Source organism: Oceanicella sp. SM1341 (genome assembly GCF_003448965.1).
GTDB lineage: Bacteria > Pseudomonadota > Alphaproteobacteria > Rhodobacterales > Rhodobacteraceae > Paroceanicella.
Window position 1 is genome coordinate 1 of record NZ_QRGC01000030.1, and the last position, 19,787, is coordinate 19,787.

The 19,787-nt window shown below is 64.8% G+C and carries 22 protein-coding genes and 1 pseudogene; 22 read left to right on the plus strand and 1 reads right to left on the minus strand.

Translation table 11 applies throughout. The annotated features are described in order from the left end of the window. Nucleotides 1-123: 123 nt before the first annotated feature. The 21 genes and pseudogenes from D3P35_RS21010 (at nt 124) to trbK-alt (ending at nt 16,155) form a co-directional block, all read left to right on the plus strand. Nucleotides 124-372, plus strand: coding sequence for a helix-turn-helix domain-containing protein (locus D3P35_RS21010; RefSeq protein WP_118137562.1), 249 nt, complete (start codon nt 124-126; stop codon nt 370-372). A gap of 126 nt (nt 373-498) precedes the next feature. Further along, a complete protein-coding gene (locus D3P35_RS21015) occupies nt 499-759 on the plus strand; it encodes a DNA -binding domain-containing protein (protein ID WP_118137564.1) in 261 nt (86 codons plus the stop codon). A 140-nt stretch (nt 760-899) separates the two neighbouring features. Then, the gene (locus D3P35_RS27025) at nt 900-1,244 is read left to right on the plus strand and encodes a transcriptional regulator domain-containing protein (RefSeq protein WP_370032128.1); all 345 of its coding nucleotides are present in this window, start codon (nt 900-902) and stop codon (nt 1,242-1,244) included. After that, nucleotides 1,165-1,662, plus strand: coding sequence for a DUF2285 domain-containing protein (locus D3P35_RS21025; protein WP_118137566.1), 498 nt, complete (start codon nt 1,165-1,167; stop codon nt 1,660-1,662). The genes D3P35_RS27025 and D3P35_RS21025 overlap by 80 nt, the downstream gene beginning before the upstream one ends. A 136-nt stretch (nt 1,663-1,798) precedes the next feature. Beyond that, nucleotides 1,799-2,080 carry an AlpA family transcriptional regulator gene (locus D3P35_RS21030; RefSeq protein WP_118137568.1) on the plus strand — a complete coding sequence of 94 codons (282 nt, stop codon included), beginning with the start codon at nt 1,799-1,801 and terminating at the stop codon, nt 2,078-2,080. Nucleotides 2,081-2,097: 17 nt separating this feature from the next. Then, entirely contained in the window at nt 2,098-3,234 is a 1,137-nt protein-coding gene (locus D3P35_RS21035; protein ID WP_118137570.1) for a replication initiator protein A, read from the plus strand. Then, the gene (parA, locus tag D3P35_RS21040; protein ID WP_118137572.1) at nt 3,231-3,884 is read left to right on the plus strand and encodes a ParA family partition ATPase; all 654 of its coding nucleotides are present in this window, start codon (nt 3,231-3,233) and stop codon (nt 3,882-3,884) included. Before D3P35_RS21035 ends, parA begins: the two co-directional genes overlap by 4 nt. Beyond that, a complete protein-coding gene (locus D3P35_RS21045; RefSeq protein ID WP_118137574.1) occupies nt 3,881-4,132 on the plus strand; it encodes a hypothetical protein in 252 nt (83 codons plus the stop codon). The genes parA and D3P35_RS21045 overlap by 4 nt, the downstream gene beginning before the upstream one ends. Then, nucleotides 4,129-4,650: a DUF2840 domain-containing protein gene (locus D3P35_RS21050; RefSeq protein ID WP_118137575.1), complete on the plus strand. Its 522-nt coding sequence runs from the start codon at nt 4,129-4,131 to the stop codon at nt 4,648-4,650. Before D3P35_RS21045 ends, D3P35_RS21050 begins: the two co-directional genes overlap by 4 nt. Further along, nucleotides 4,647-5,204 (plus strand): S26 family signal peptidase, encoded by a 558-nt coding sequence (locus D3P35_RS21055; RefSeq protein ID WP_118137577.1) that lies wholly within the window; start codon nt 4,647-4,649, stop codon nt 5,202-5,204. The genes D3P35_RS21050 and D3P35_RS21055 overlap by 4 nt, the downstream gene beginning before the upstream one ends. A 68-nt stretch (nt 5,205-5,272) precedes the next feature. Further along, a complete protein-coding gene (locus D3P35_RS21060; RefSeq protein ID WP_118137579.1) occupies nt 5,273-5,620 on the plus strand; it encodes a DUF736 domain-containing protein in 348 nt (115 codons plus the stop codon). Between the two features lie 4 nt (nt 5,621-5,624). Continuing rightward, complete coding sequence (locus tag D3P35_RS21065) at nt 5,625-6,332, plus strand: lytic transglycosylase domain-containing protein (RefSeq protein WP_118137581.1); 708 nt, start codon at nt 5,625-5,627, stop codon at nt 6,330-6,332. 243 nt (nt 6,333-6,575) lie between these two features. Then, the gene (locus D3P35_RS21070; protein ID WP_118137583.1) at nt 6,576-8,315 is read left to right on the plus strand and encodes a VirD2 family relaxase/mobilization nuclease; all 1,740 of its coding nucleotides are present in this window, start codon (nt 6,576-6,578) and stop codon (nt 8,313-8,315) included. Nucleotides 8,316-8,342: 27 nt separating this feature from the next. After that, complete coding sequence (locus D3P35_RS21075; protein WP_118137585.1) at nt 8,343-10,334, plus strand: conjugal transfer protein TraG; 1,992 nt, start codon at nt 8,343-8,345, stop codon at nt 10,332-10,334. 5 nt (nt 10,335-10,339) lie between these two features. Further along, a complete protein-coding gene (locus tag D3P35_RS21080; RefSeq protein ID WP_118137587.1) occupies nt 10,340-10,783 on the plus strand; it encodes a CopG family transcriptional regulator in 444 nt (147 codons plus the stop codon). Nucleotides 10,784-10,989: 206 nt separating this feature from the next. Further along, nucleotides 10,990-11,979: a P-type conjugative transfer ATPase TrbB gene (trbB, locus tag D3P35_RS21085; RefSeq protein WP_118137589.1), complete on the plus strand. Its 990-nt coding sequence runs from the start codon at nt 10,990-10,992 to the stop codon at nt 11,977-11,979. A gap of 104 nt (nt 11,980-12,083) precedes the next feature. Then, a pseudogene (locus D3P35_RS21090) lies at nt 12,084-12,335 on the plus strand (TrbC/VirB2 family protein); the annotation flags it as partial. After that, the gene (locus tag D3P35_RS21095; protein WP_118137591.1) at nt 12,335-12,616 is read left to right on the plus strand and encodes a VirB3 family type IV secretion system protein; all 282 of its coding nucleotides are present in this window, start codon (nt 12,335-12,337) and stop codon (nt 12,614-12,616) included. The pseudogene D3P35_RS21090 and the gene D3P35_RS21095, both read left to right, overlap by 1 nt. Before the next feature lie 14 nt (nt 12,617-12,630). Beyond that, nucleotides 12,631-15,117, plus strand: a complete 2,487-nt coding sequence (gene trbE / locus D3P35_RS21100; RefSeq protein WP_118137593.1) for a conjugal transfer protein TrbE — start codon at nt 12,631-12,633, stop codon at nt 15,115-15,117. Then, nucleotides 15,114-15,875, plus strand: a complete 762-nt coding sequence (gene trbJ, locus D3P35_RS21105; RefSeq protein ID WP_118137595.1) for a P-type conjugative transfer protein TrbJ — start codon at nt 15,114-15,116, stop codon at nt 15,873-15,875. The genes trbE and trbJ overlap by 4 nt, the downstream gene beginning before the upstream one ends. Before the next feature lie 10 nt (nt 15,876-15,885). Further along, nucleotides 15,886-16,155, plus strand: a complete 270-nt coding sequence (trbK-alt, locus tag D3P35_RS21110; RefSeq protein WP_118137597.1) for a putative entry exclusion protein TrbK-alt — start codon at nt 15,886-15,888, stop codon at nt 16,153-16,155. 134 nt (nt 16,156-16,289) lie between these two features. Here trbK-alt and ltrA read toward each other — a convergent pair whose 3' ends face one another. Continuing rightward, nucleotides 16,290-17,816: a group II intron reverse transcriptase/maturase gene (gene ltrA / locus D3P35_RS21115; protein ID WP_118137599.1), complete on the minus strand. Its 1,527-nt coding sequence runs from the start codon at nt 17,814-17,816 to the stop codon at nt 16,290-16,292. Nucleotides 17,817-18,454: 638 nt separating this feature from the next. Between ltrA and trbL the strand changes: the two genes are divergently transcribed. Continuing rightward, nucleotides 18,455-19,786, plus strand: a complete 1,332-nt coding sequence (gene trbL / locus D3P35_RS21120) for a P-type conjugative transfer protein TrbL (RefSeq protein WP_118137601.1) — start codon at nt 18,455-18,457, stop codon at nt 19,784-19,786. The last annotated feature ends 1 nt before the right edge of the window (nt 19,787 follow it).

The following is a 19,787-nucleotide window of genomic DNA, read 5'->3' on the forward strand; positions in this document are numbered from 1 at the left end:
TTTATCAACTATAGTATGTAAATGAGCCGCTGGGGAGTGAGGGATTCCCCGCTATCCGGTTGGTCCGAATAGAGAAGCCGTAGTTCTGGCGTGCGTATTCGTGACTGTAGGAGGTGATCATGCATGATCACCGCCCGACAATCGCGGGCCGCGCGCGCGTTGCTTGGTTGGACGCAGGAGACGCTCGCTGACAAGGCCCGAATATCGCTGACCGCACTGAAGCGCCTCGAATCCGAAAGCGGACTACGGGTGTACGAATCGACGTGCGATGAGGTCAGACGGGCGCTTGAAGCAGGCGGTATCGTTTTCCTGTCGACCGACCGTGGACAGGGAGTGCTGCTCGTCAATGATCGCGGAGACCCGGAAGGCTAGATCCTATTCCCGCAGTGATGCCATCACCGCATCGGCCGATGCTTGTTGCGGTGCATCCAAAATGGTGAAGAATTTGCTAACGTGCTCGCTTTACGCGCCAGCAGGCGCGGACTGCCGGGGTAGCTCATGACCGATCTTTTCGAGGATACCGCTCCGTCGAGCGATGGTCTTACCGACTATGATACGGCGCATATCAAGCTTTACATGCGGTTGCTGGACGCCGCGGCCGATGGGGCGGACTGGCGCGAGGCCGTGGACGTTCTGTTCGGGATCGACCCGGAAACCGAGCCGGATCGTGCGCGCCATGTGCATGACACTCATCTGGCACGGGCGCGCTGGATGACCCGCACCGGCTACAAGCATCTCCTCCAATTACCGCGCCGCTGAGTTGGATTTACCAGACCGACGTGATGCCGCTACGGCATCGCGCGTCGCCGTGCGATGCCATGCCACTGACTTCCGCCACCGTGTCCGAACCGGAATCCTACTCAGCTCGACTTGCGCGCATTCAACGAGGGGTTGAGGGGATGAAGCCTGACACATCGCGCTGGCGAGATCGCCGCAGTTACGACTTCTTCGATCGGTTGAACATCGAGGGACTTGCCTGGGAATGCCTTCGTCGCGACGAGCCCTACCAGGATCTTTACGACAGTCTTGTCCTGCGCAAAGTGGAGATGCAGCCTCTTCGCCAAGAAGACGAACGTCGATGGGGGTTGCGATTTCGCGGCCAGACCCGACCTGCCGGCCACGGTCCAGCCGGTGTTCTGGTCGCCCGCCGTCGATCCGTCGATCATGCTCTTCACTCGACGCCCCGACCTCCTGCCGTCGGTATCATTTCCGTCGGGCGGCGATATTGCAGCCGGGCGCGATAGTCTAGACGGTCGCCATGCGATCGACACCGCTATCGGGGCACAGTTCCTGCTGCCACGCGGTGTCGATTTGGGCGATCCGCTGGCCGCTCTCATTCCCTTCGACGATGACACGCTCGACCGGATAGACGCGGTGTCGCGTCTGTGGCGGGCGTGGCGGGGCCGCGTCGTGCCGCGCGACACGCGTATGACCGACGACCAGCGACGGCGCCTGCGCCTCAAATTGCAGGCGGCCGATGGGCGCATGAACGGCGCGAGCTATCGCGAAATCGCCTACGCGATCTTCGGGAGGACGCGCGTGGCCGCTGAGGTCTGGAAAACATGCTCGCTGCGCGACGCCGTCATCGAACTGGTCGATAGCGGCCGGAACCTGATCGCGGGCGGCTATCTGCAACTGCTTCGCCACCGTCGCCGGCGCTAACCGCCCCGGTAGCAAAGGGGTGGGAGTTTTAGGCCCCCCTTAGTTCCCCATCCCCCTGACGGCTTCCCTCCGCCACCGTGGTCGACGTCCGCCGCTGAACCGCAGCGGCCACCGCAACACCCCGGAGGCCCGACCCATGCAGCCCGATCTCACCGCTTTGCCGCCACGTTTCCTGCGCACGAAGGAAGCGGCCGAGTTCCTCTCGCTTTCCGCCCGCACGCTGGAAAAGCACCGGACCTACGGAACGGGTCCCGCCTATCGCAAGCTCGGAGGCCGCGTCGTCTATGCCATCGACGATCTCGAAGCCTGGGCCGCACGCGGCGCCGTCACCTCGACCTCCGATCCGCGCGGTTCCGTGCTGCCGGCGAAACGCCAGTCGCCGCCGGCGATGCCTCAGCCTGGCCGCTTCGCACGCTGAACGCGGACGGTTCCAGAATGACGGCGCGGCATCGCTCTCCATCAGAGCGCGGACAGCTCGATCTGTTCCGGGCGCTCCCCGGCGACTTCGCGCCACGAGATGCGCAGGATCTTATGGCCTATCCCTTCTTCTCCCTCTCCAAATCCCGTCGCATTGCGCCGATCGACTTTGCCGCCGGCAATGTCTCGATCCGCGTCGAAGCGGTTCCCGATCACGGCATGGCCACCATCTGGGATGCCGATATCCTGATCTGGGCGGCGAGCCAGATCGTCGAGGCCCGTGATGCCGGCCTTCGCACCTCGCGCCTTCTAGCCGCGACACCCTATGAAATCCTCAAGTTTATCGAGCGGGGCACGTCCCTGCGTGACTACCTGCGCCTCAAGGCAGCACTCGACCGGCTTCAGTCCACCACCGTCTCCACCACGATCCGCCAACCGGCCGAGGGGCGCCGCCATCGCTTCTCCTGGATCAACGAGTGGAAGGAACGCACTGACGGGCGCGGGAGACCCGACGGCATCGAAATGATCGTGCCGGACTGGTTCTATCAGGCGGTGCTCGACGACGCGCTCGTGCTGACCATCGACCGGGCCTACTTCGACCTCACTGGCGGGCTCGACCGCTGGCTCTACAGGATCGTGCGCAAGCATGGTGGACGCCAGCGCAATGGCTGGCGCTTCGATTTTCGCCATCTCTATCAGAAATCGGGCGCGCGGTCCCCGTTCAAGCGCTTCGCCTTCGAGCTGCGCGACATCATCCGGCGACAGCCGCTACCCGGCTATACCCTGTTTCTCGAAGTTGAAACCGGCGGACGGACGCTTCTCGCTTTCGAGCCGATGCCGGCCTGTGGACAGGCTGTGGATTGCGTCGTGCCATCAGGAACCCCTGGGCACGTGCTATCGGGAACCACCCCCTCGTGCCATCAGGAACCCAAACAGGGGTTAACGTACGGGAAGAAAACACGAAATCGCGCCCCTAACTTAGAGTCTAACAAAGAATCTAACTCTGAAGAGCGCGCGCGGGATGTGGAAAACCTCATCCGCAAGGCTGCGAAGAGCCTCAGCGTCGCCGGAAAATCGCGCCCAAGCCACGCAGAGGCATCGCCCGCTGAGACGTCGCGATCACCCTCGAACGCGCGCGGAGCAGGCAAGCCATGATCGTCGCACTGCTCAACCAGAAGGGTGGGGTCGGCAAGACCACCCTGGCGCTGAATCTCGCCGGAGAATGGGCGCGGAGGGGAAAGCGCGTCACGCTGATCGACGCCGACCCGCAAGGCTCGGCCCTCGACTGGTCAGAGCAGCGCAGCCACGAAGCACTGCCACGACTCTTCGGTGTCATCGGGTTGGCACGCGATACGCTGCATCGCGAGGTGCCGGAGATCGCCCGCAACACCGACATGGTGGTGATCGACGGTCCGCCGCGGGTTGCCGCGCTCATGCGCTCGGCCTTGCTCGCGGCTGACTTGGCGCTGATCCCGGTGCAGCCGTCGCCGCTCGACGGCTGGGCCTCGGCGGAAATGCTGGCACTCGTCACCGAGGCGCGCATCTACCGGTCGGAGCTGGTCGCCCGCTTTGTCCTCAACCGCTGTGGCGCACGCACCGTTCTCGCGCGCGAAACCGCCGAGACCCTCGTCGATCACGATCCACCGGCACTGGCCGCCACCATCGGCCAGCGCGTCGCCTTCGCAGTGGCTGCGCAGTCGGGCCGACTGGTTTGCGAACTGGACGCGGACACGCCCGCCGCGCGCGAGATCGCGACGCTGGCCGATGCGATCGAACGCCTCGGCATCGGGAGGGATACGCCATGAGCGAGCGTCCCGCCCGTCGCGGTTTTGCCGCCCGGCCCGCCGATCCTGAACAGTGGGTCAAGGCGGCTGATGCTCGCCCACGCGACGGCGATGCCGCTCGTTTCACCGCGCGGCTCACCATCGACGTAACCCCGGAGTTGCGCGGCCGCATCAAGATCGCCGCATTCCAGCGCGGGATCACCGTCGCCGACATGCTGCGCGCGCTCTTCGCGCGAGAATTCCCACCCACGCAAGGAGATCAACCATGACCGGCAACGCGGCGTCCCGCGTGCGCGGCGGCCTCGTGCCGAACCCGCAGCATTCCGACAGTCTCACCCACGTCGAGCTGACACATATCGAGAAGCGGATCGAGAACTGGATCAGGTTCGGCAGCGAGGCCCATGAACGGGTGCTCGATCGCAGGCGGCGCATCTTCTCGTTTCGTCCTGGCAGCATCTTCGCTTACGTCCGCTGGGCTGCCAATGACTTCGGCACGATCATTTCGCGCATCGACATCGTGCGCGCAACCGAGCCCGGCGAGCCCTATCAGACGCTGCCCTTCGTGCGTCCCGGCGGCGACATCCTCCTGAAGATCGAGAGTTGGCCCAAGGTCAAACAGGTGCTTCGCCATATCGACACCGTGGAAGCCGCCGGCATCGACGCCTGCGACGTCGCTCCCGATCACTGGCGGCACGTCGCCAACCGGATCGGCGCCGGCCACCAGCCACGTCCCTACACGATCGAGCGCCATCAGGCCTGGCTCAAGCGGCGGAGGGTCGGAGGATGACCCGCTTCGGCACTGTCATGGCGACCTTTTTCGCCTGCGTCGGCGTTGCCCTCGCATCTGTCGTGTCCCTGCCGACGAAACTCGTCTGGAACGCTTCGGCCAGCACGCCCATCGGCCTCTACGATATCGCGCCGCCGCACCATCTCGCAGTTGGTGATCTGGTGGTCGCGACACAGCCGAAATCTGTTGCCTCGCTCATGGTCTCGCGCGGCTATATCGGTCGCCAGGTACCGCTCCTGAAGCATATCGCGGCGTTGCCCGGTCAGGTGGTCTGCCGCACGGATACCACCGTCACCGTTGATGGACACCGCCTTGGTGATGCTCTGGCGCGCGATCGGGCAGGGCGCCCACTGCCGGTCTGGCAGGGATGCCGACGCATCGCCGCGGATGAGATTTTCCTGATGAATCCCGCCGTGCCCGACAGTTTCGACGGCCGCTACTTCGGGCCGATCGCAACCCGCTCCATCATCGGCAAGGCGACGCCGCTCTACACCGATCAGCAGGGGAATGGGCATTTCGTCTGGAGGCCCCTGGCATCCGGCCCTTCACGCTGACCGTCTTTCCATCGGCGGGAGCGGTGTCCGCCGATGGCTGTCTCAACGCCACCGCAGAGGAACAGACCATGCCGCAAATCGGCCAATTCACGCGCGACCCGTCCGGCATCAGCGGGCGTATCGAAACCCTCACGCTCTTCCGCGACATCGTCATCGTCGCGGCCGAACCGTCCGACACGGAGAACGCGCCGGACTACCGCATCCACGCAGCTGGCGAGGACAGCGCCGAACCCGGCCCGGAAATCGGAGCCGGCTGGACGCGGACCGGCGAACGCGCCGGCGAATTCATCGCGGTCGTGATCGACGATCCGGCACTGCCGCAGCCGATCCGCGCCCAGCTGTTCCGCGATGATGAGGCGGGAAACGCTTGGTCGTTGCATTGGACCCGGCTGGCCAGGCGCGACAGGAAGGACTGAGGCGATGCGCCGGATCGCCCTCCTTCTTCTTTCCGGCCTTGTTTCGACCGGCTTGTCGGTGCCCGGCGCGGAGGCCCAATCCCCGCCGAAGCCGCGCGCGGCCATGGCCAGTTTATATGCCGATCTCGTCGCGGAGGCGGCACACCGCTTCGGCATTCCGGCGGACTGGATATGGGCGGTGCTGCGCGCCGAAAGCGCGGGTGATCCGCGCGCTGTCTCGTCCAAGGGAGCAATCGGGCTGATGCAGATCATGCCCGGCACCTGGACGGCTTTGCGCACCCGTTACGGGCTTGGCAGCGATCCTTACGATCCGCGCGACAATATCCTCGCGGGCGCCGCCTATCTGCGCGAACTGCATGATCGCTACGGCAGCATCAGCGCCATGCTCGCCGCCTATAATGCAGGCCCGGGCCGGTACGAGGACTCGCTCCGAGGCCGTCCGCTGCCGCCAGAAACCCGTGCCTATGTTGCCGCCGTCGCGCCGATCCTCGATGGTGCCAGCGCGGCCGCACCCGTCATGGTGGCCGCGGTCGATCCTCTGGACTGGACGCGGGCCCCGCTCTTCGTGGTGCAGTCCGATCGCGCTTCGGCTGCCGATCCCGTGTCGGTGGAACATCCATCGCACGACGCTGCATCGACGCAGAGCGTGCGCGATGTGTCCGCTATCGTGCCGCAATCGGCAGGTCTCTTCGTCACGAGCAAGTCCCCATGAGCGTGGCGGTTTCCGATCGCAGGGTAGCGGGCACTGGCGTGGCATGGCGGGCGCCAAGGGGAGAGGCAGGCAACACGACCGAAGGAGGGCGAGATAAAAGGGCGCACATTGCGCCTCGGATGGTCGGTTGTTTTTCCTGGGTTTTTCGCTGCCTTCGGCACATTGCGCAGAACTGCCACAATGTGTCCGAACGACTTATCTTTCCGTTTTCATTGAAATTTTCACACATTGTAGGGCCGCGCGATGAGTGATGAGCGTGAGTTCCGCATTCGACCGGGCCGCCCCCGTTCGTCCAGCACGCAGCGCGCCAAACCCTTCGTCGCACAAGCCCTGGCGGCGGCGCGCAAGGCGGGCGGAAACATCTCCCGCTCAGGCCGGATCAGTCCTGGCAATCGCTCGCGCTTTGGCCGCGGCCGAACGGCGAGCATCCAGGCGAACCGCCTCATCACCGGGCGCTCGCGCATCGTCGTCATCAAGACCCGCGTCGTCCGCCAGACCCGCCGCGCAGCACCGCTCACGGCGCATCTCGATTATCTGCGCCGCGATGGCGTGACCCGGGACGGGGAGAAGGCGCGGCTGTTCGGGCCGGAGACGGAGAACGCGGATGCCGGCTCCTTTGCCGATCGCTGCGCCGATGACCGGCATCATTTCCGGTTCATCGTGTCGCCCGAGGATGCGGCGGACCTTGCCGACCTCAAGGGCTTCTCGCGCGATCTGATGGGCCAGATGGAGAAAGATCTTGGCACGCCGCTCGACTGGGTCGGTGTCGATCACTGGAACACCGACAATCCCCATGTGCATATCATTCTGCGCGGACGGATGGAGGACGGCCAGGACCTTGTCATCTCCCGCGACTATATCAAGGAGGGGATGCGCGCGCGGGCTGCCGATCTCGTCACCCAGGAACTCGGACCCCGCACCGATCTCGACATCCGGCGCGATCTGGAACGCCAGGTGGAGGCCGAGCGCTGGACCCGGCTCGATCGCCAGCTCCTGCGCGATGGACGTGCAGCCAGCGTGATCGATACGGCGCCGGTGCCCGATCGCCAGCCCGACGAATACCAGCCGCTCAAGGTTGGCCGTCTGCGCAAGCTGGAAACCCTCGGTCTCGCCGCCGAGGTCGGCCCCGGCCAATGGGTGATCGACGACAAGGCCGAGGCGACCCTGCGCGAGCTCGGCGAGCGCGGCGACATCATCAAGCGCATGCACCGGGCGCTGACGGAGCGCGGGATCGACCGTGGGTCGGCAAGCTATGTGCTGGCCGCCGAAAGCCTCGACACGCCGATCATTGGTAAGCTGGTCGACCGCGGACTCGACGATGAGCTGAAGGGTACGGCCTATGCCGTGGTCGACGGCGTCGATGGACGCACCCATCACATCCGCCTGTCCGATCTCGATGCAGCCGGGGATTCAGCGCCCGGCTCGATCGTCGAGTTGCGCCGGTTCGACAATGCGAAGGGAGAACGGCGTGTCGCCCTCGCAGTGCGCTCCGATCTCGACATCGAGCGGCAGGTGACGGCGCCCGGCGCGACTTGGCTCGACCGGCAGAACGTGGCCCGCGATCCCGCGGCATTGTCCGATGTCGGCTTCGGCGCCGAGGTGCGCCATGCCCTCCAGCGGCGCGCCGAACATCTTGTCGGTGAGGGCTTCGCCGAACGGACCGGTCAGCGCATCCGGTTCACCAGCAATCTGATCGACAGGCTGCGCAACCGCGAGGTGGAGCAACTCGGCGAGAAGCTCGCCGCCGAGACCGGCTCGACCTTCAACCGTGCCGGCAGCGGCGATTATGTCGCCGGCGCCTATCGCCAGCGTTTCTCGCTCGCCTCCGGTCGCTTCGCCATGATCGATGACGGCCTCGGCTTCCAGCTTGTGCCCTGGACCCCGTCTATCGAGAAGCAACTCGGCAAACATATCTCCGGCGTCGCCCGCAACGATGGTGGCATCGACTGGAGCTTCGGTCGCAAGCGCGGCCTCGGTCTCTGATCCAACAAACAGGAAAGGCCATCACCCATGTCCGGTACCAAGATCCTCTGGGGGCAGATCCTCACGGTCTTTCTGATCGTTCTTCTCACCACCTGGGGCGCGACCGAATATGTCGCCTGGAGGCTCGGGTTTCAGGCGCAGCTCGGATCGCCCTGGTTCATCCTGCTGGGCTGGCCGGTCTATCTGCCGCCGTCCTTCTTCTGGTGGTGGTATGCCTACGATGCCTATGCCCCCGACATCTTCGTCCGCGGCGCCTTCATCGCCGCGTCGGGCGGTTTCCTCGCCATCGCTGTCGCGATCGGCATGTCGGTCTGGCGCGCACGCGAGGCCAAGAAGGCGGAAACCTATGGCTCGGCGCGTTGGGCAGAGGCGCAGGAGGTGAAGTCGGCCGGGCTGCTGCGCCCCGATGGCGTGGTGCTCGGGCAATATAATCGTGACTATCTTCGCCACGACGGGCCGGAGCATGTCCTGTGTTTCGCGCCGACCCGATCAGGCAAGGGCGTCGGTCTCGTCGTCCCGTCGCTGCTGACCTGGCCCGGATCGGCGATCGTCCACGACATCAAGGGTGAGAACTGGCAGCTCACCTCCGGGTTCAGATCGCGCCACGCCCGCGTGCTCCTGTTTGACCCAACCAACGCCAAATCCGCCGCCTACAATCCGCTGCTCGAAGTGCGGCGCGGCGAATGGGAAGTGCGCGATGTCCAGAACATCGCCGACATCCTGGTCGACCCCGAAGGCAGCCTCGAGAAGCGAAACCATTGGGAGAAGACCTCTCATGCGCTCTTGGTCGGCGCCATCCTGCATGTGCTCTATGCCGAGACGGACAAGACGCTGGCCGGTGTCGCCGCCTTCCTCTCCGACCCAGGGCGGCCAATCGAGTCGACGCTGGCCACCATGATGAAGACGGCGCATCTGGGGCAGGGGGGACCGCATCCCGTCATCGCCAGCGCGGCGCGCGAACTGCTCAACAAGTCCGACAACGAGCGCTCGGGCGTGCTCTCCACGGCCATGTCGTTCCTCGGCCTCTATCGCGATCCTGTGGTGGCCGAAGTTACCCGGCGCTGCGACTGGCGCATCGGCGACATCGTGGGCGCAAAAGACCCCACCACGCTCTATCTCGTCGTTCCTCCCTCCGACATCAACCGCACCAAGCCGTTGATCCGCCTGATCCTCAATCAGGTGGGCCGTCGACTAACAGAAGATCTGCAGGCGAAAGCGGGCCGCCACCGGCTGCTGCTGATGCTCGACGAGTTTCCGGCGCTCGGCCGGCTCGACTTCTTCGAGAGCGCACTCGCCTTCATGGCCGGTTATGGGCTGAAAAGCTTCCTGATCGCGCAATCGCTGAACCAGATCGAGAAGGCCTACGGCGCCAACAACTCGATCCTCGACAATTGCCATGTTCGCGTCAGCTTCGCGACCAACGACGAACGCACGGCCAAGCGCGTCTCCGATGCACTCGGCACGGCCACGCAGATGAAGGCGATGAAGAACTATGCCGGACACAGGCTCAGCCCCTGGCTCGGGCACCTCATGGTGTCGCGCTCGGAGACCGCGCGGCCGCTGCTCACCCCCGGCGAAATCATGCAGCTTCCGCCGAGCGACGAGATCGTCATGGTCGCGGGCACACCACCGATCCGGGCGAAGAAGGCCCGCTACTACGAGGACGCGCGCTTCAGCGAACGCATCTTGCCGCCACCGGCACACAGCGCGCCGAATGAGGGCCGCCCGGATGATTGGACCACGCTTCCATTGCCGGCGCGCCCGGCAGTGGCTGAGACGAAGGGTGCAACAGTGTCTCAGGACGAGGATACGACCGACTCCGAGCGCCGCCGTCAACCCGAACTCAGCCGGGTGAAGCCGGTGGAAAAGAAGGTACCGATCGACAACCCCTTCGAACTGGATGCTGATCGAGACGAGGAGCTCGACGATGCTGCAACGCGCAATCAGCGCATGACCGGGCTCATGCAAGGGGTGGCGCGGCAGGTCTCGCTTGATCCGAACGACGGCATGGAGCTGTGAACGCGATGACCGAACGCAAGAAGAAGGCGCAGATCTCCGTCTATCTTGATCCCGGAATCATGGAGATGCTGGCGGATTATGCCGCGCGCCGGGATCAGCCGCAGTCGATGATCGCTGAAGCCGCCATCGCCTCGTTCCTGTCGCCTGACGCCGCTGAACGGCGCGAAGCGGTGATCGTCAAACGTCTCGACCAGATCGACCGGCGCATGACCCGACTCGAACGTGACATGGGCATTGCCATCGAGAGCCTGGCCGTGTTCATCAAATACTGGGTGGCCACCACACCGGCATTGCCGGAACCGGCCGCCCAGGCCGCTCGCGCCAAGGCCGGGGAGCGCTACGATCAATTCGTCACGGCGCTCGGCCGCCGTCTCGCGAAAGGCCCGAAACTTCGACAGGAAATATCTGAAGACGTTGGGCAGACGCAGGAATCGGGCAGAGGAACCTGATCAGTTGCTGATTTAAAAGCTCGCTTCGCAGATCGGAGACGATCGCTGGCACGTGCAAGCTCACGCTTCGACCGCCGCCGTTTTCCTGTATTTGCACGCCACGCTACTACGACGCTAAATACTTGTTGAATCAGCTATAAATCAGGCTCTTTTAATCATCCCCGCATGGGGGTCGCCTTTTTGTCCCCGTTGGAATCGGGGATCGGATGGCAGCCTCACATCACAATTCGGAAGGGATCGCTCGAGGCGCGCGGATGCTGCGCACCGCGCTCGGTCCGGCCATCGCGACTTTCCTGGAAGACCCAGGAGTCGTCGAGGTGATGCTGAACCCGGACGGACGGCTCTGGATCGATCGCCTCTCCGAGGGACTGTCCGATACGGGCGAGCATCTGTCATCGGAGGATGGCGAACGGATCATCCGTCTTGTCGCCCACCATGTCGGTGCGGAGGTCCATACCGGAAGCCCCCGCGTCTCGGCGGAACTGCCCGGAACGGGAGAGCGGTTCGAGGGACTTCTGCCGCCAGTCGTGGCGGCGCCGGCCTTCGCCATCCGAAAGCCGGCCGTCGCGGTGTTCACGCTGCTGGACTACGTGGCCGCCGGAATCATGAGCGCCGAACAGGCCAATGTTTTGCGCCGCGCCGTCTTCGACCGCGCCAACATCCTCGTCGCAGGCGGCACTTCCACCGGCAAGACGACGCTGACCAATGCGCTGCTCGCCGAGGTGGCGAAGACCTCTGATCGCGTCGTCATCATCGAAGATACCCGCGAGTTGCAATGCGCCGCGCCCAACCTTGTCGCCATGCGGACCAAGGACGGCGTCGCCTCGCTCTCCGATCTCGTCCGCTCCTCGCTGCGCCTGCGCCCCGACCGAATTCCGGTCGGCGAGGTGCGTGGCGCCGAGGCGCTGGACCTTCTCAAAGCCTGGGGCACCGGCCATCCCGGCGGCATAGGGACCATCCATGCCGGCAGCGCCATCGGCGCGCTGCGCCGCATGGAACAGCTCATTCAGGAAGCCGTCGTCATCGTGCCCAGAGCGCTGATCGCCGAGACAATTGACCTCGTGGCGGTGCTCTCCGGCCGCGGTGCCGCGCGCCGGCTCTCCGAACTCGCCCGCGTCGAGGGCCTCGGCACGGACGGCGATTACCGCATCGTGCCCGCCACCACTCATCTCCAGCCCGAAGAAGGAACCTCCTAATGATGCCCGTTGTTCAGCACCCGCGCCTGTCGCGTCTTCACCAACTGCCCGATCGTCTCACGATGGCGGCATCCGTCGCCATGCTGAGCGTGTGCATGGCCGCACCCGCCCATGCCTCCGGCTCGTCCATGCCTTGGGAAGCGCCGTTGCAGAGCATCCTCGAATCCATCGAGGGGCCGGTCGCCAAGATCATCGCCGTCATCATCATTATCACCACGGGCCTGACTCTCGCCTTCGGCGACACCTCCGGCGGCTTCCGGCGGCTGATCCAGATCGTCTTCGGCCTGTCGATCGCCTTCGCGGCCAGTTCGTTCTTCCTTTCCTTCTTCTCCTTCAGCGGCGGGGCGCTGGTCTGATGCCGGGCGGTGTAGATCAGGGTGGAGACGTTCCCGGCTATTCGGTCCCGCTGCACCGGGCGCTCAGCGAGCCGATCCTGCTTGGCGGCGCACCGCGTGCCATCGCCATCCTGAACGGCACACTCGCCGGAGCGGTGGGTCTCGGACTGCGCCTCTGGCTCGTCGGCATCGCCATCTGGGCGATCGGGCATTTCGCGGCGGTGTGGGCGGCCAAGCGCGATCCGCTCTTCGTCGAGGTCGGCCGCCGCCATCTGCGCATTCCCGCGCATCTCACGGTCTGAGGGGAAGCGCCGCCATGATGAACCTCGCCGAATACCGCAATAGAAACGCCCGTCTCGCCGATTACCTCCCCTGGGTGGCGCTGGCCGGTTCCGGCATCGTGCTCAACAAGGATGGCAGCTTCCAGCGCACGGCGCGGTTTCGCGGTCCCGATCTGGATTCCGCGGTGCCGGCGGAGCTGGTCGCGGTCGCGGGCCGTCTCAACAACGCTTTCCGCCGGCTCGGTTCGGGCTGGGCGATCTTCGTCGAGGCGCAGCGCAATCCGGCCGCGGTCTACCCCGTCAGCACGTTTCCCGATGCAGCGTCCGCATTGGTCGATGCCGAGCGCAAAGCGGATTTCGAACAGGCGGGGTCACATTTCGAATCTTCGTATTTCCTGACCTTCACCTGGCTGCCGCCGGCCGAGGACGCCGCCCGCGCCGAGACCTGGCTTTACGAAGGCCGCGAGAAGACCGGCATCGATGCGCACGAAGCGCTGAACGGCTTCGCCGATCGCACCGACCGGCTGCTCAACCTGATCGAAGCCTTCATGCCGGACTGCCGCTGGCTCGATGACGGCGAGACCCTGACCTACCTGCATGGCTGCATTTCCACGCAGCGCCATCGCGTCCGTGTCCCCGAGACGCCCATGTATCTTGACGCGCTCTTGGCCGATCAGCCGCTCACGGGCGGGCTGGAACCGCGTCTGGGATCGGCGCATCTGCGCGTTCTCACAATCACCGGCTTTCCGACTGCGACGACGCCGGGCCTGCTGGACGAGTTGAACCGGCTGGCCTTTCCCTATCGCTGGTCCACCCGGGCGATCCTGCTTGACAAGAGCGATGCGGTGAAGCTGCTGACGAAGATCCGCCGCCAGTGGTTTGCCAAGCGCAAGTCCATCGCCGCGATCCTCAAGGAAGTGATGACCAACGAGCAATCCGTGCTCGTGGACACAGATGCCTCCAACAAGGCGGCCGATGCTGATCTCGCGCTGCAGGAGCTTGGCGCAGACTATGCCGGCATCGCCTATGTCACCGCGACGGTCACGGTGTCCGACGCCGATCCACGCATTGCCGACGAGAAGCTGCGCCTCGTCGAGAAGGTGATCCAGGGCCGCGACTTCACCGCGATGGCCGAGACCATCAATGCGGTGGACGCTTGGCTCGGCAGTCTACCCGGTCATGTCTATGCCAATGTCCGGCAACCGCCGATCAGCACTTTGAATCTCGCCCACATGATCCCCCTGAGCGCTGTGTGGGCGGGGCCGGAACGGGGAGGTCCGAGCAGTGATGGGCATTTCACAGCGCCCCCGCTGCTCTTCGGCAAGACCGAAGGCTCTACCCCGTTCCGGTTTTCCCTTCATGTCAGCGATGTCGGGCATACGCTCGTCGTCGGCCCGACCGGCGCGGGCAAGTCCGTGCTGCTGGCGCTTATGGCGCTGCAGTTCCGCCGATATGCCGGTGCCCAGGTCTTTGCCTTCGACTTCGGAGGGTCGATCCGTGCCGCCGCGCTCGCCATGGGCGGCGACTGGCACGATCTTGGTGGCGGGCTCAGTGAGGGATCAGAATCTTCCGTCAGCCTGCAGCCGCTCACCCGCGTCGATGACAGCGCCGAGCGCGCCTGGGCTGCCGACTGGATCGGCGCGATCCTGAAGCGCGAAGGTGTCGCGGTCACGCCCGAGGTGAAGGAGCATCTCTGGACGGCGCTGACCTCGCTGGCCTCGGCGCCGGTCGAGGAGCGCACCATCACCGGGCTGTCAGTCCTCCTTCAATCCAACGACTTGAAGCAGGCCTTGCGTCCCTATTGCTTCGGTGGCGCCTGGGGGCGGTTGCTGGATGCCGAAGACGAACATCTGGGCCATTCCACGGTCCAGGCTTTCGAGACGGAAGGGCTGATCGGGACCGAGGCGGCCCCCGCCGTGCTCGCCTATCTGTTCCACCGGATCGAAGGTCGCCTCGACGGTTCGCCGACGCTGATCATCGTCGATGAAGGCTGGCTCGCGCTCGATGACGAGGGGTTCGCCGACCAGCTCCGCGAGTGGCTGAAGACCCTTCGCAAGAAGAACGCCTCCGTCATCTTCGCCACCCAGTCGCTGAGCGACATCGATGGTAGTCCGATCGCGCCGGCGATCATCGAGAGCTGCCCGACCCGGATACTGCTCCCGAACGAACGTGCGATCGAGCCGCAGATCACCGCCATCTATCGCCGCTTCGGCCTCAATGACCGCCAGATCGAGATCCTCGCACGGGCCATGCCCAAGCGCGACTACTACTGCCAGTCGCGGCGTGGAAATCGCCTGTTCGAGCTGGGCCTGTCGGAGGTGGCGCTGTGCCTTTGTGCCGCGTCGTCGCGCCAGCATCAGCAGCGCATCGCCGAGATCCACGCCCGAACCGGCACCGACGGCTTCCTCCACGATTGGCTCGCGGAAAACAGCCTCGCCTGGGCGGCCGACATGATCGCCGACCTCACCAACCTCGCGTCCCGGTCTCCCATGCCCACCACCAACGAGGAAGTTCCGACATGATCCGCACCCGATCCAGCGCCCGGCGCTTCGCCCTGGCGCTTCTCAGCGCGCCCGTTCTTCTGACCCCGATACTGGCGACGCCCGCCTATGCGATCATCGTGTTCGATCCCTCGAACTACGCACAAAACGTCCTGACGGCGGCGCGCGCGCTCGAACAGATCAACAATCAGATCACCTCGCTTCAGAACCAGGCGCAGATGCTGATCAACCAGGCCCGCAACCTCGCGAGCCTTCCGTTTTCCTCGCTGCAACAGCTTCAGCAATCCGTGCAGCGCACCCAGCAACTTCTCGCCCAAGCGCAGAACATCGCCTACAACGTGCAGCGGATCGATCAGGCGTTTCAGACCAAATACGCCAATGTCTCGATGTCCGCATCGGACGCGCAGCTCGTCGCCGATGCCAGAACCCGCTGGCAGAACACCGTGGGCGGCCTGCAGGACGCCATGCGCGTACAGGCAACCGTCGTCGGCAATATCGAGACCAACCGCCAGCAGATGTCGGCGCTGGTGGGCGCGAGCCAGTCAGCGACGGGCGCTCTCCAGGCGACGCAGGCTGGCAACCAGCTTCTCGCCCTGCAGGCCCAGCAGCTCTCCGACCTCACAGCCGTCATCTCCGCGAATGGTCGCGCGCAGGCCCTGCACGATGCCGAGCAGGCCGCCGCGGCTGAACAGGGCCGCGAACAGCGTCGCCGCTTCCTGACCCCCGGTTCGGGCTACCAGCCCGGCAACGCCCGGATGTTCCCGGGCAGCGACAGTTGAGGGCAGGGCGATGGACGGCAAGACCCTCGCACGCATCGGCGCCATCGTCTTCGTCGCGGTCGCGATCACCGCCACCGTGATCCAGATGACCCGCAAAGATGCGGTGCCTCCAGCGCCCGCCGCGTCCTCCGCGCCGACGGCGGACAGGCAAGATCCGCTGAGCGCGGAGCTAACCCGATGCAGCCAGGCCGGAGAAGCCGCCACACATGATCCAGCCTGCCTTAATGCCTGGGCCGAGAACCGTCGGCGTTTCCTCGGTCACAGCAGCGAAGGGCGCTGAACGTGAAAGTAGAGATGAAGCGCTCCATCGCCTTCCGGAGACGAGTTTCTCTATCCCTCTTCCCGAACCGGACATGCAGGTTTCCAAGCATCCGGCTCTCCATGCACGGGCGGTCGTCAGCCCGTGGGTGTGCCTCAAACGCGTCTGAGGCGCGCGAACGCAGTCCAGAAGTCAAGCAGGGTTTCCCGATGCCTGTTTTCCCATCTTGCGTTCCATCCGTTCGGTTTCTCGATTCGCTGTTCCGGGTAACGCATGGTTCCTCCGTCAGTGAAGAACCGCAGGCGTCTGGACCCTTCGGTCCATTGCCGTCGTTTTCCGGGGGCGCTGAGATGATAGCGGCGCCGCAGGGTCGGCCAACCCGCATTGCCGTGCTTCATCTTCAACCAGCGCCCGACGCGCTGCCATATCCAGAAGTCGAGATGGCTGAACCGACCGTGCGCGCCTGTGGCGTAACGGTAATAGTTCCTCCACCCCGTGATGACCGGATTGAGCCTGTCGATGACGTAGGCAAGGTCGCGTCCCGTGGGGATGCCCCTCACCATGACCTTGATCTTGTGGCGCAGGTCGTTCAGCTTTCCCTTCGGGATGAAGAGATTGCCGACCCATCGGCCTGTCCGACAGGCTCTGGTCTGCGCCACCCGGTAGCCGAGGAAGTCGAAGCCTTCCCTGACATCGGTGATCCGGGTCTTTTCCATCGACAGTTCCATGCGAAGCTCCGTCTTCAGGAACTCCGCCAGCGCGAGCTTTTCCGCTTCCGCCTGCTCCCGCGTGCCATCCACGAGAACGACGAAGTCGTCCGCGTATCGCACCATGTAGAGCACCGGCCGACCCCTCTTGTGGTCTCTGACCCTTCGGGCCGCCGGATTGATGCTCGGTTCGCGGGGGCGGCCTGTCCACCATCCATACCGCTCGTCGATGGCTGTCAGGTAGATGTTCGACAGCATCGGCGAGATGATCCCGCCTTGCGGCGAGCCGGTGACGGGGTGGCGTTCGGTCCCTTCGACCATCACACCGGCTTTCAGGAACGAGAGGATCAGCGCCAGCACCTTGCGGTCGCCGATGCGTTTCCGGACCCGCTCCATCATGACGTGATGATCGATGGCGTCGAAGCAGCCCTTGATGTCTCCCTCTATGACATAGCGATAGACCGAGGGTCCGCGCTTTGTCGGGTGAAGGAACCTCTGGATTCTTGCCAGAGCATCGTGGGTGCTTCGACCGCGCCGGAACCCGTAGGAGGTCGGATAGAAGTCCGCCTCGAAGATAGGCTCCAGGACCAGCTTCAAAGCCATCTGCACCAGACGATCGACCAACGTTGGAATGCCGAGTGGCCGGAACTGCCCCGGTTTGCCGGGCTTTGGGATAAGCCGCTGCCTGACCGGTTGGGGACGATAGGTTCCGTTGCGAAGCACCTCGCGTATCTCATCGAGGAACCCTGCTGCGCCACCGGGACGCTGTTCGACCATGCGCCGCGTCACCCCGTCGGTGCCGGGTGTCTGGCTGCCCCGATTACCGGACAGCCTTCGCCACGCCTCCTCAAGGAATCGGCGGTCGCATACGAGATTGAACAGACCAGCGAAGACCTTGTCGGGGTCTTCGTTGCTCCACCGATACAGCTTGCGCTGCATGTCGAGGACGAACAAGATATTCATCTCGTTGGACATGGGTCCACCTCCTGCCTGCTCGCTGTATCCACTGCCTTCCTTCGCCATGTGGACGGCTTTCCCGTCCCCGGACTACTACGAAGGCTCCGCCCCTCACCATCGCGGTCGCTGGTCGCTTCAGCCATCCGGGGTCCGACTGTTCCGGAAGCGACGGCAAGGTTCTTAGGTTCCGTAACTGATCTCTCGCCTGCTTTAGGCGCCGACTTTACCCCGTGTGGATTCCGACCCCGATACCGCGCAAGCTCATATCGAGGCTGGCGCACGGCACGCCGCACACCCCCAGCCCATGTGTCCATAGCACGGGCCAACGCTCCACAAATCTGCGGTTCGCACCACAGACCGACCCGCCGACTTCCGAGTTGGCGTGTCTCCGCGCGTAACGAGGCGTCCGCCATCGGTTCGGTTTCCCTCGCCATGGCAGGCTCGCTGGCCGGACCACGTACGGGATCGGAAGTCCCCGCCCGTCCGGCTTTGATGGGTTCTGCTGATTTATGGCTCCCCGGAAGCACCCGGTTTGCCTCACCCATCGGCTTGTCACCGCATGTTGCGCCACACGGTGCGCGGGGCCTTTCATCCCGCGAGATCAGAAACGACAATAAAATCAAAGCACTCCTTTCTTTGATCAGGACCTAACGCACATGGGCAACACCGGCGTCATCGATCACTTCCTCGATGTCTTTACCCGCTACATCGACGGCGGCTTCGGTCTGCTTGGCGGCGAGGTCGGTTTCATCGCCACCACGCTGATCGTCATCGACGTGACGCTGGCCGCGCTCTTCTGGTCCTGGGGCGCCGACGACGACATCATGGCGCGGCTCGTCAAGAAGACGCTTTTCGTCGGTGTTTTCGCCTACATCATCTCCAACTGGAACAATCTGGCCCGGATCGTTTTCGAAAGCTTCGCGGGGCTCGGCCTGAAGGCGTCCGGCACGGGCTTTACCACGGCCCAGCTTCTCCAGCCCGGCAAGGTCGCCCAGACCGGCCTTGATGCGGGGAGGCCGCTGCTCGATTCCATCTCGAACCTGATGGGCTATTGGTCCTTCTTCGAGAATTTCATCCAGATCGCCTGCATGTTCTTCGCCTGGGCGCTGGTGCTCTTGGCCTTCTTCATCCTCGCCATCCAGCTCTTCGTCACGCTGATCGAGTTCAAGCTGACGACGCTCGCCGGCTTCGTGCTGATCCCCTTCGGTCTCTTCGGCAAGTCCGCCTTCATGGCCGAGCGGGTGCTCGGTAACGTCATCTCCTCGGGCATCAAGGTTCTGGTGCTCGCCGTTATCATCGGTATCGGCTCGACACTCTTTTCCGAATTCGCCGCAGGGTTTGGCGGCGCGACACCGACCATCGACGATGCGATGGCGATCGTGCTGGCAGCCCTTTCACTGCTTGGCCTCGGCATTTTCGGCCCCGGTATCGCAACGGGGCTCGTCTCCGGCGGTCCCCAGCTTGGCGCCGGATCGGCGATCGGCAGCGGTCTTGCTGCCGGCGGCATGGTCGTCGCGGGCGGCGCGGCGCTCGGGGCTGCGGCCTCCGGTGGCGCATCTCTCCTTGGCGGAGCGGCGGCAGCCGCCCGTGGTGGGGCCGCGCTCGCGGGCGGGGCATCCACCGCCTACAGCCTCGGCGCCGCCGGACAGACCGGCGCGTCCGCCGTTGCATCTGGCCTCGGCAATGTCGCCAGCACCGGCGCATCGCAGGCTGGATCTGCCTTGGTCAGCCCGCTCAGACGCGCCGCGGGATCGATGCGCGGCAGCTTCGAGGCCGGTGGGCGTGCCGTCTCCGGCGAAGCCGCTGCCGATGAACGTGCATCGGCCGCAGCCGCAGCCTCATCTGCGCCCGACAGCCCGCCTGCCTGGGCAAAGCGCATGAAGCGCTCCCAAGCCATGTCCCACGGGATGCAGGTCGCAGCCCATTCCGTCCGCAGCGGCGACAGCCACGGCAGCGGCTCTTCCGTCAACACCTCCGAAAGCGACTGAC

What these genes read in the sequence shown, in the direction of transcription:
- D3P35_RS21010 (WP_118137562.1), top strand. Translation starts at nt 124, where the DNA reads ATGATCACCGCCCGACAATCGCGGGCCGCGCGCGCGTTGCTTGGTTGG.
- D3P35_RS21015 (WP_118137564.1), top strand. Translation starts at nt 499, where the DNA reads ATGACCGATCTTTTCGAGGATACCGCTCCGTCGAGCGATGGTCTTACC.
- D3P35_RS27025 (WP_370032128.1), top strand. Translation starts at nt 900, where the DNA reads ATGAAGCCTGACACATCGCGCTGGCGAGATCGCCGCAGTTACGACTTC.
- D3P35_RS21025 (WP_118137566.1), top strand. Translation starts at nt 1,165, where the DNA reads ATGCTCTTCACTCGACGCCCCGACCTCCTGCCGTCGGTATCATTTCCG.
- D3P35_RS21030 (WP_118137568.1), top strand. Translation starts at nt 1,799, where the DNA reads ATGCAGCCCGATCTCACCGCTTTGCCGCCACGTTTCCTGCGCACGAAG.
- D3P35_RS21035 (WP_118137570.1), top strand. Translation starts at nt 2,098, where the DNA reads ATGACGGCGCGGCATCGCTCTCCATCAGAGCGCGGACAGCTCGATCTG.
- parA (WP_118137572.1), top strand. Translation starts at nt 3,231, where the DNA reads ATGATCGTCGCACTGCTCAACCAGAAGGGTGGGGTCGGCAAGACCACC.
- D3P35_RS21045 (WP_118137574.1), top strand. Translation starts at nt 3,881, where the DNA reads ATGAGCGAGCGTCCCGCCCGTCGCGGTTTTGCCGCCCGGCCCGCCGAT.
- D3P35_RS21050 (WP_118137575.1), top strand. Translation starts at nt 4,129, where the DNA reads ATGACCGGCAACGCGGCGTCCCGCGTGCGCGGCGGCCTCGTGCCGAAC.
- D3P35_RS21055 (WP_118137577.1), top strand. Translation starts at nt 4,647, where the DNA reads ATGACCCGCTTCGGCACTGTCATGGCGACCTTTTTCGCCTGCGTCGGC.
- D3P35_RS21060 (WP_118137579.1), top strand. Translation starts at nt 5,273, where the DNA reads ATGCCGCAAATCGGCCAATTCACGCGCGACCCGTCCGGCATCAGCGGG.
- D3P35_RS21065 (WP_118137581.1), top strand. Translation starts at nt 5,625, where the DNA reads ATGCGCCGGATCGCCCTCCTTCTTCTTTCCGGCCTTGTTTCGACCGGC.
- D3P35_RS21070 (WP_118137583.1), top strand. Translation starts at nt 6,576, where the DNA reads ATGAGTGATGAGCGTGAGTTCCGCATTCGACCGGGCCGCCCCCGTTCG.
- D3P35_RS21075 (WP_118137585.1), top strand. Translation starts at nt 8,343, where the DNA reads ATGTCCGGTACCAAGATCCTCTGGGGGCAGATCCTCACGGTCTTTCTG.
- D3P35_RS21080 (WP_118137587.1), top strand. Translation starts at nt 10,340, where the DNA reads ATGACCGAACGCAAGAAGAAGGCGCAGATCTCCGTCTATCTTGATCCC.
- trbB (WP_118137589.1), top strand. Translation starts at nt 10,990, where the DNA reads ATGGCAGCCTCACATCACAATTCGGAAGGGATCGCTCGAGGCGCGCGG.
- D3P35_RS21095 (WP_118137591.1), top strand. Translation starts at nt 12,335, where the DNA reads ATGCCGGGCGGTGTAGATCAGGGTGGAGACGTTCCCGGCTATTCGGTC.
- trbE (WP_118137593.1), top strand. Translation starts at nt 12,631, where the DNA reads ATGATGAACCTCGCCGAATACCGCAATAGAAACGCCCGTCTCGCCGAT.
- trbJ (WP_118137595.1), top strand. Translation starts at nt 15,114, where the DNA reads ATGATCCGCACCCGATCCAGCGCCCGGCGCTTCGCCCTGGCGCTTCTC.
- trbK-alt (WP_118137597.1), top strand. Translation starts at nt 15,886, where the DNA reads ATGGACGGCAAGACCCTCGCACGCATCGGCGCCATCGTCTTCGTCGCG.
- ltrA (WP_118137599.1), bottom strand. Translation starts at nt 17,816, where the DNA reads ATGTCCAACGAGATGAATATCTTGTTCGTCCTCGACATGCAGCGCAAG.
- trbL (WP_118137601.1), top strand. Translation starts at nt 18,455, where the DNA reads ATGGGCAACACCGGCGTCATCGATCACTTCCTCGATGTCTTTACCCGC.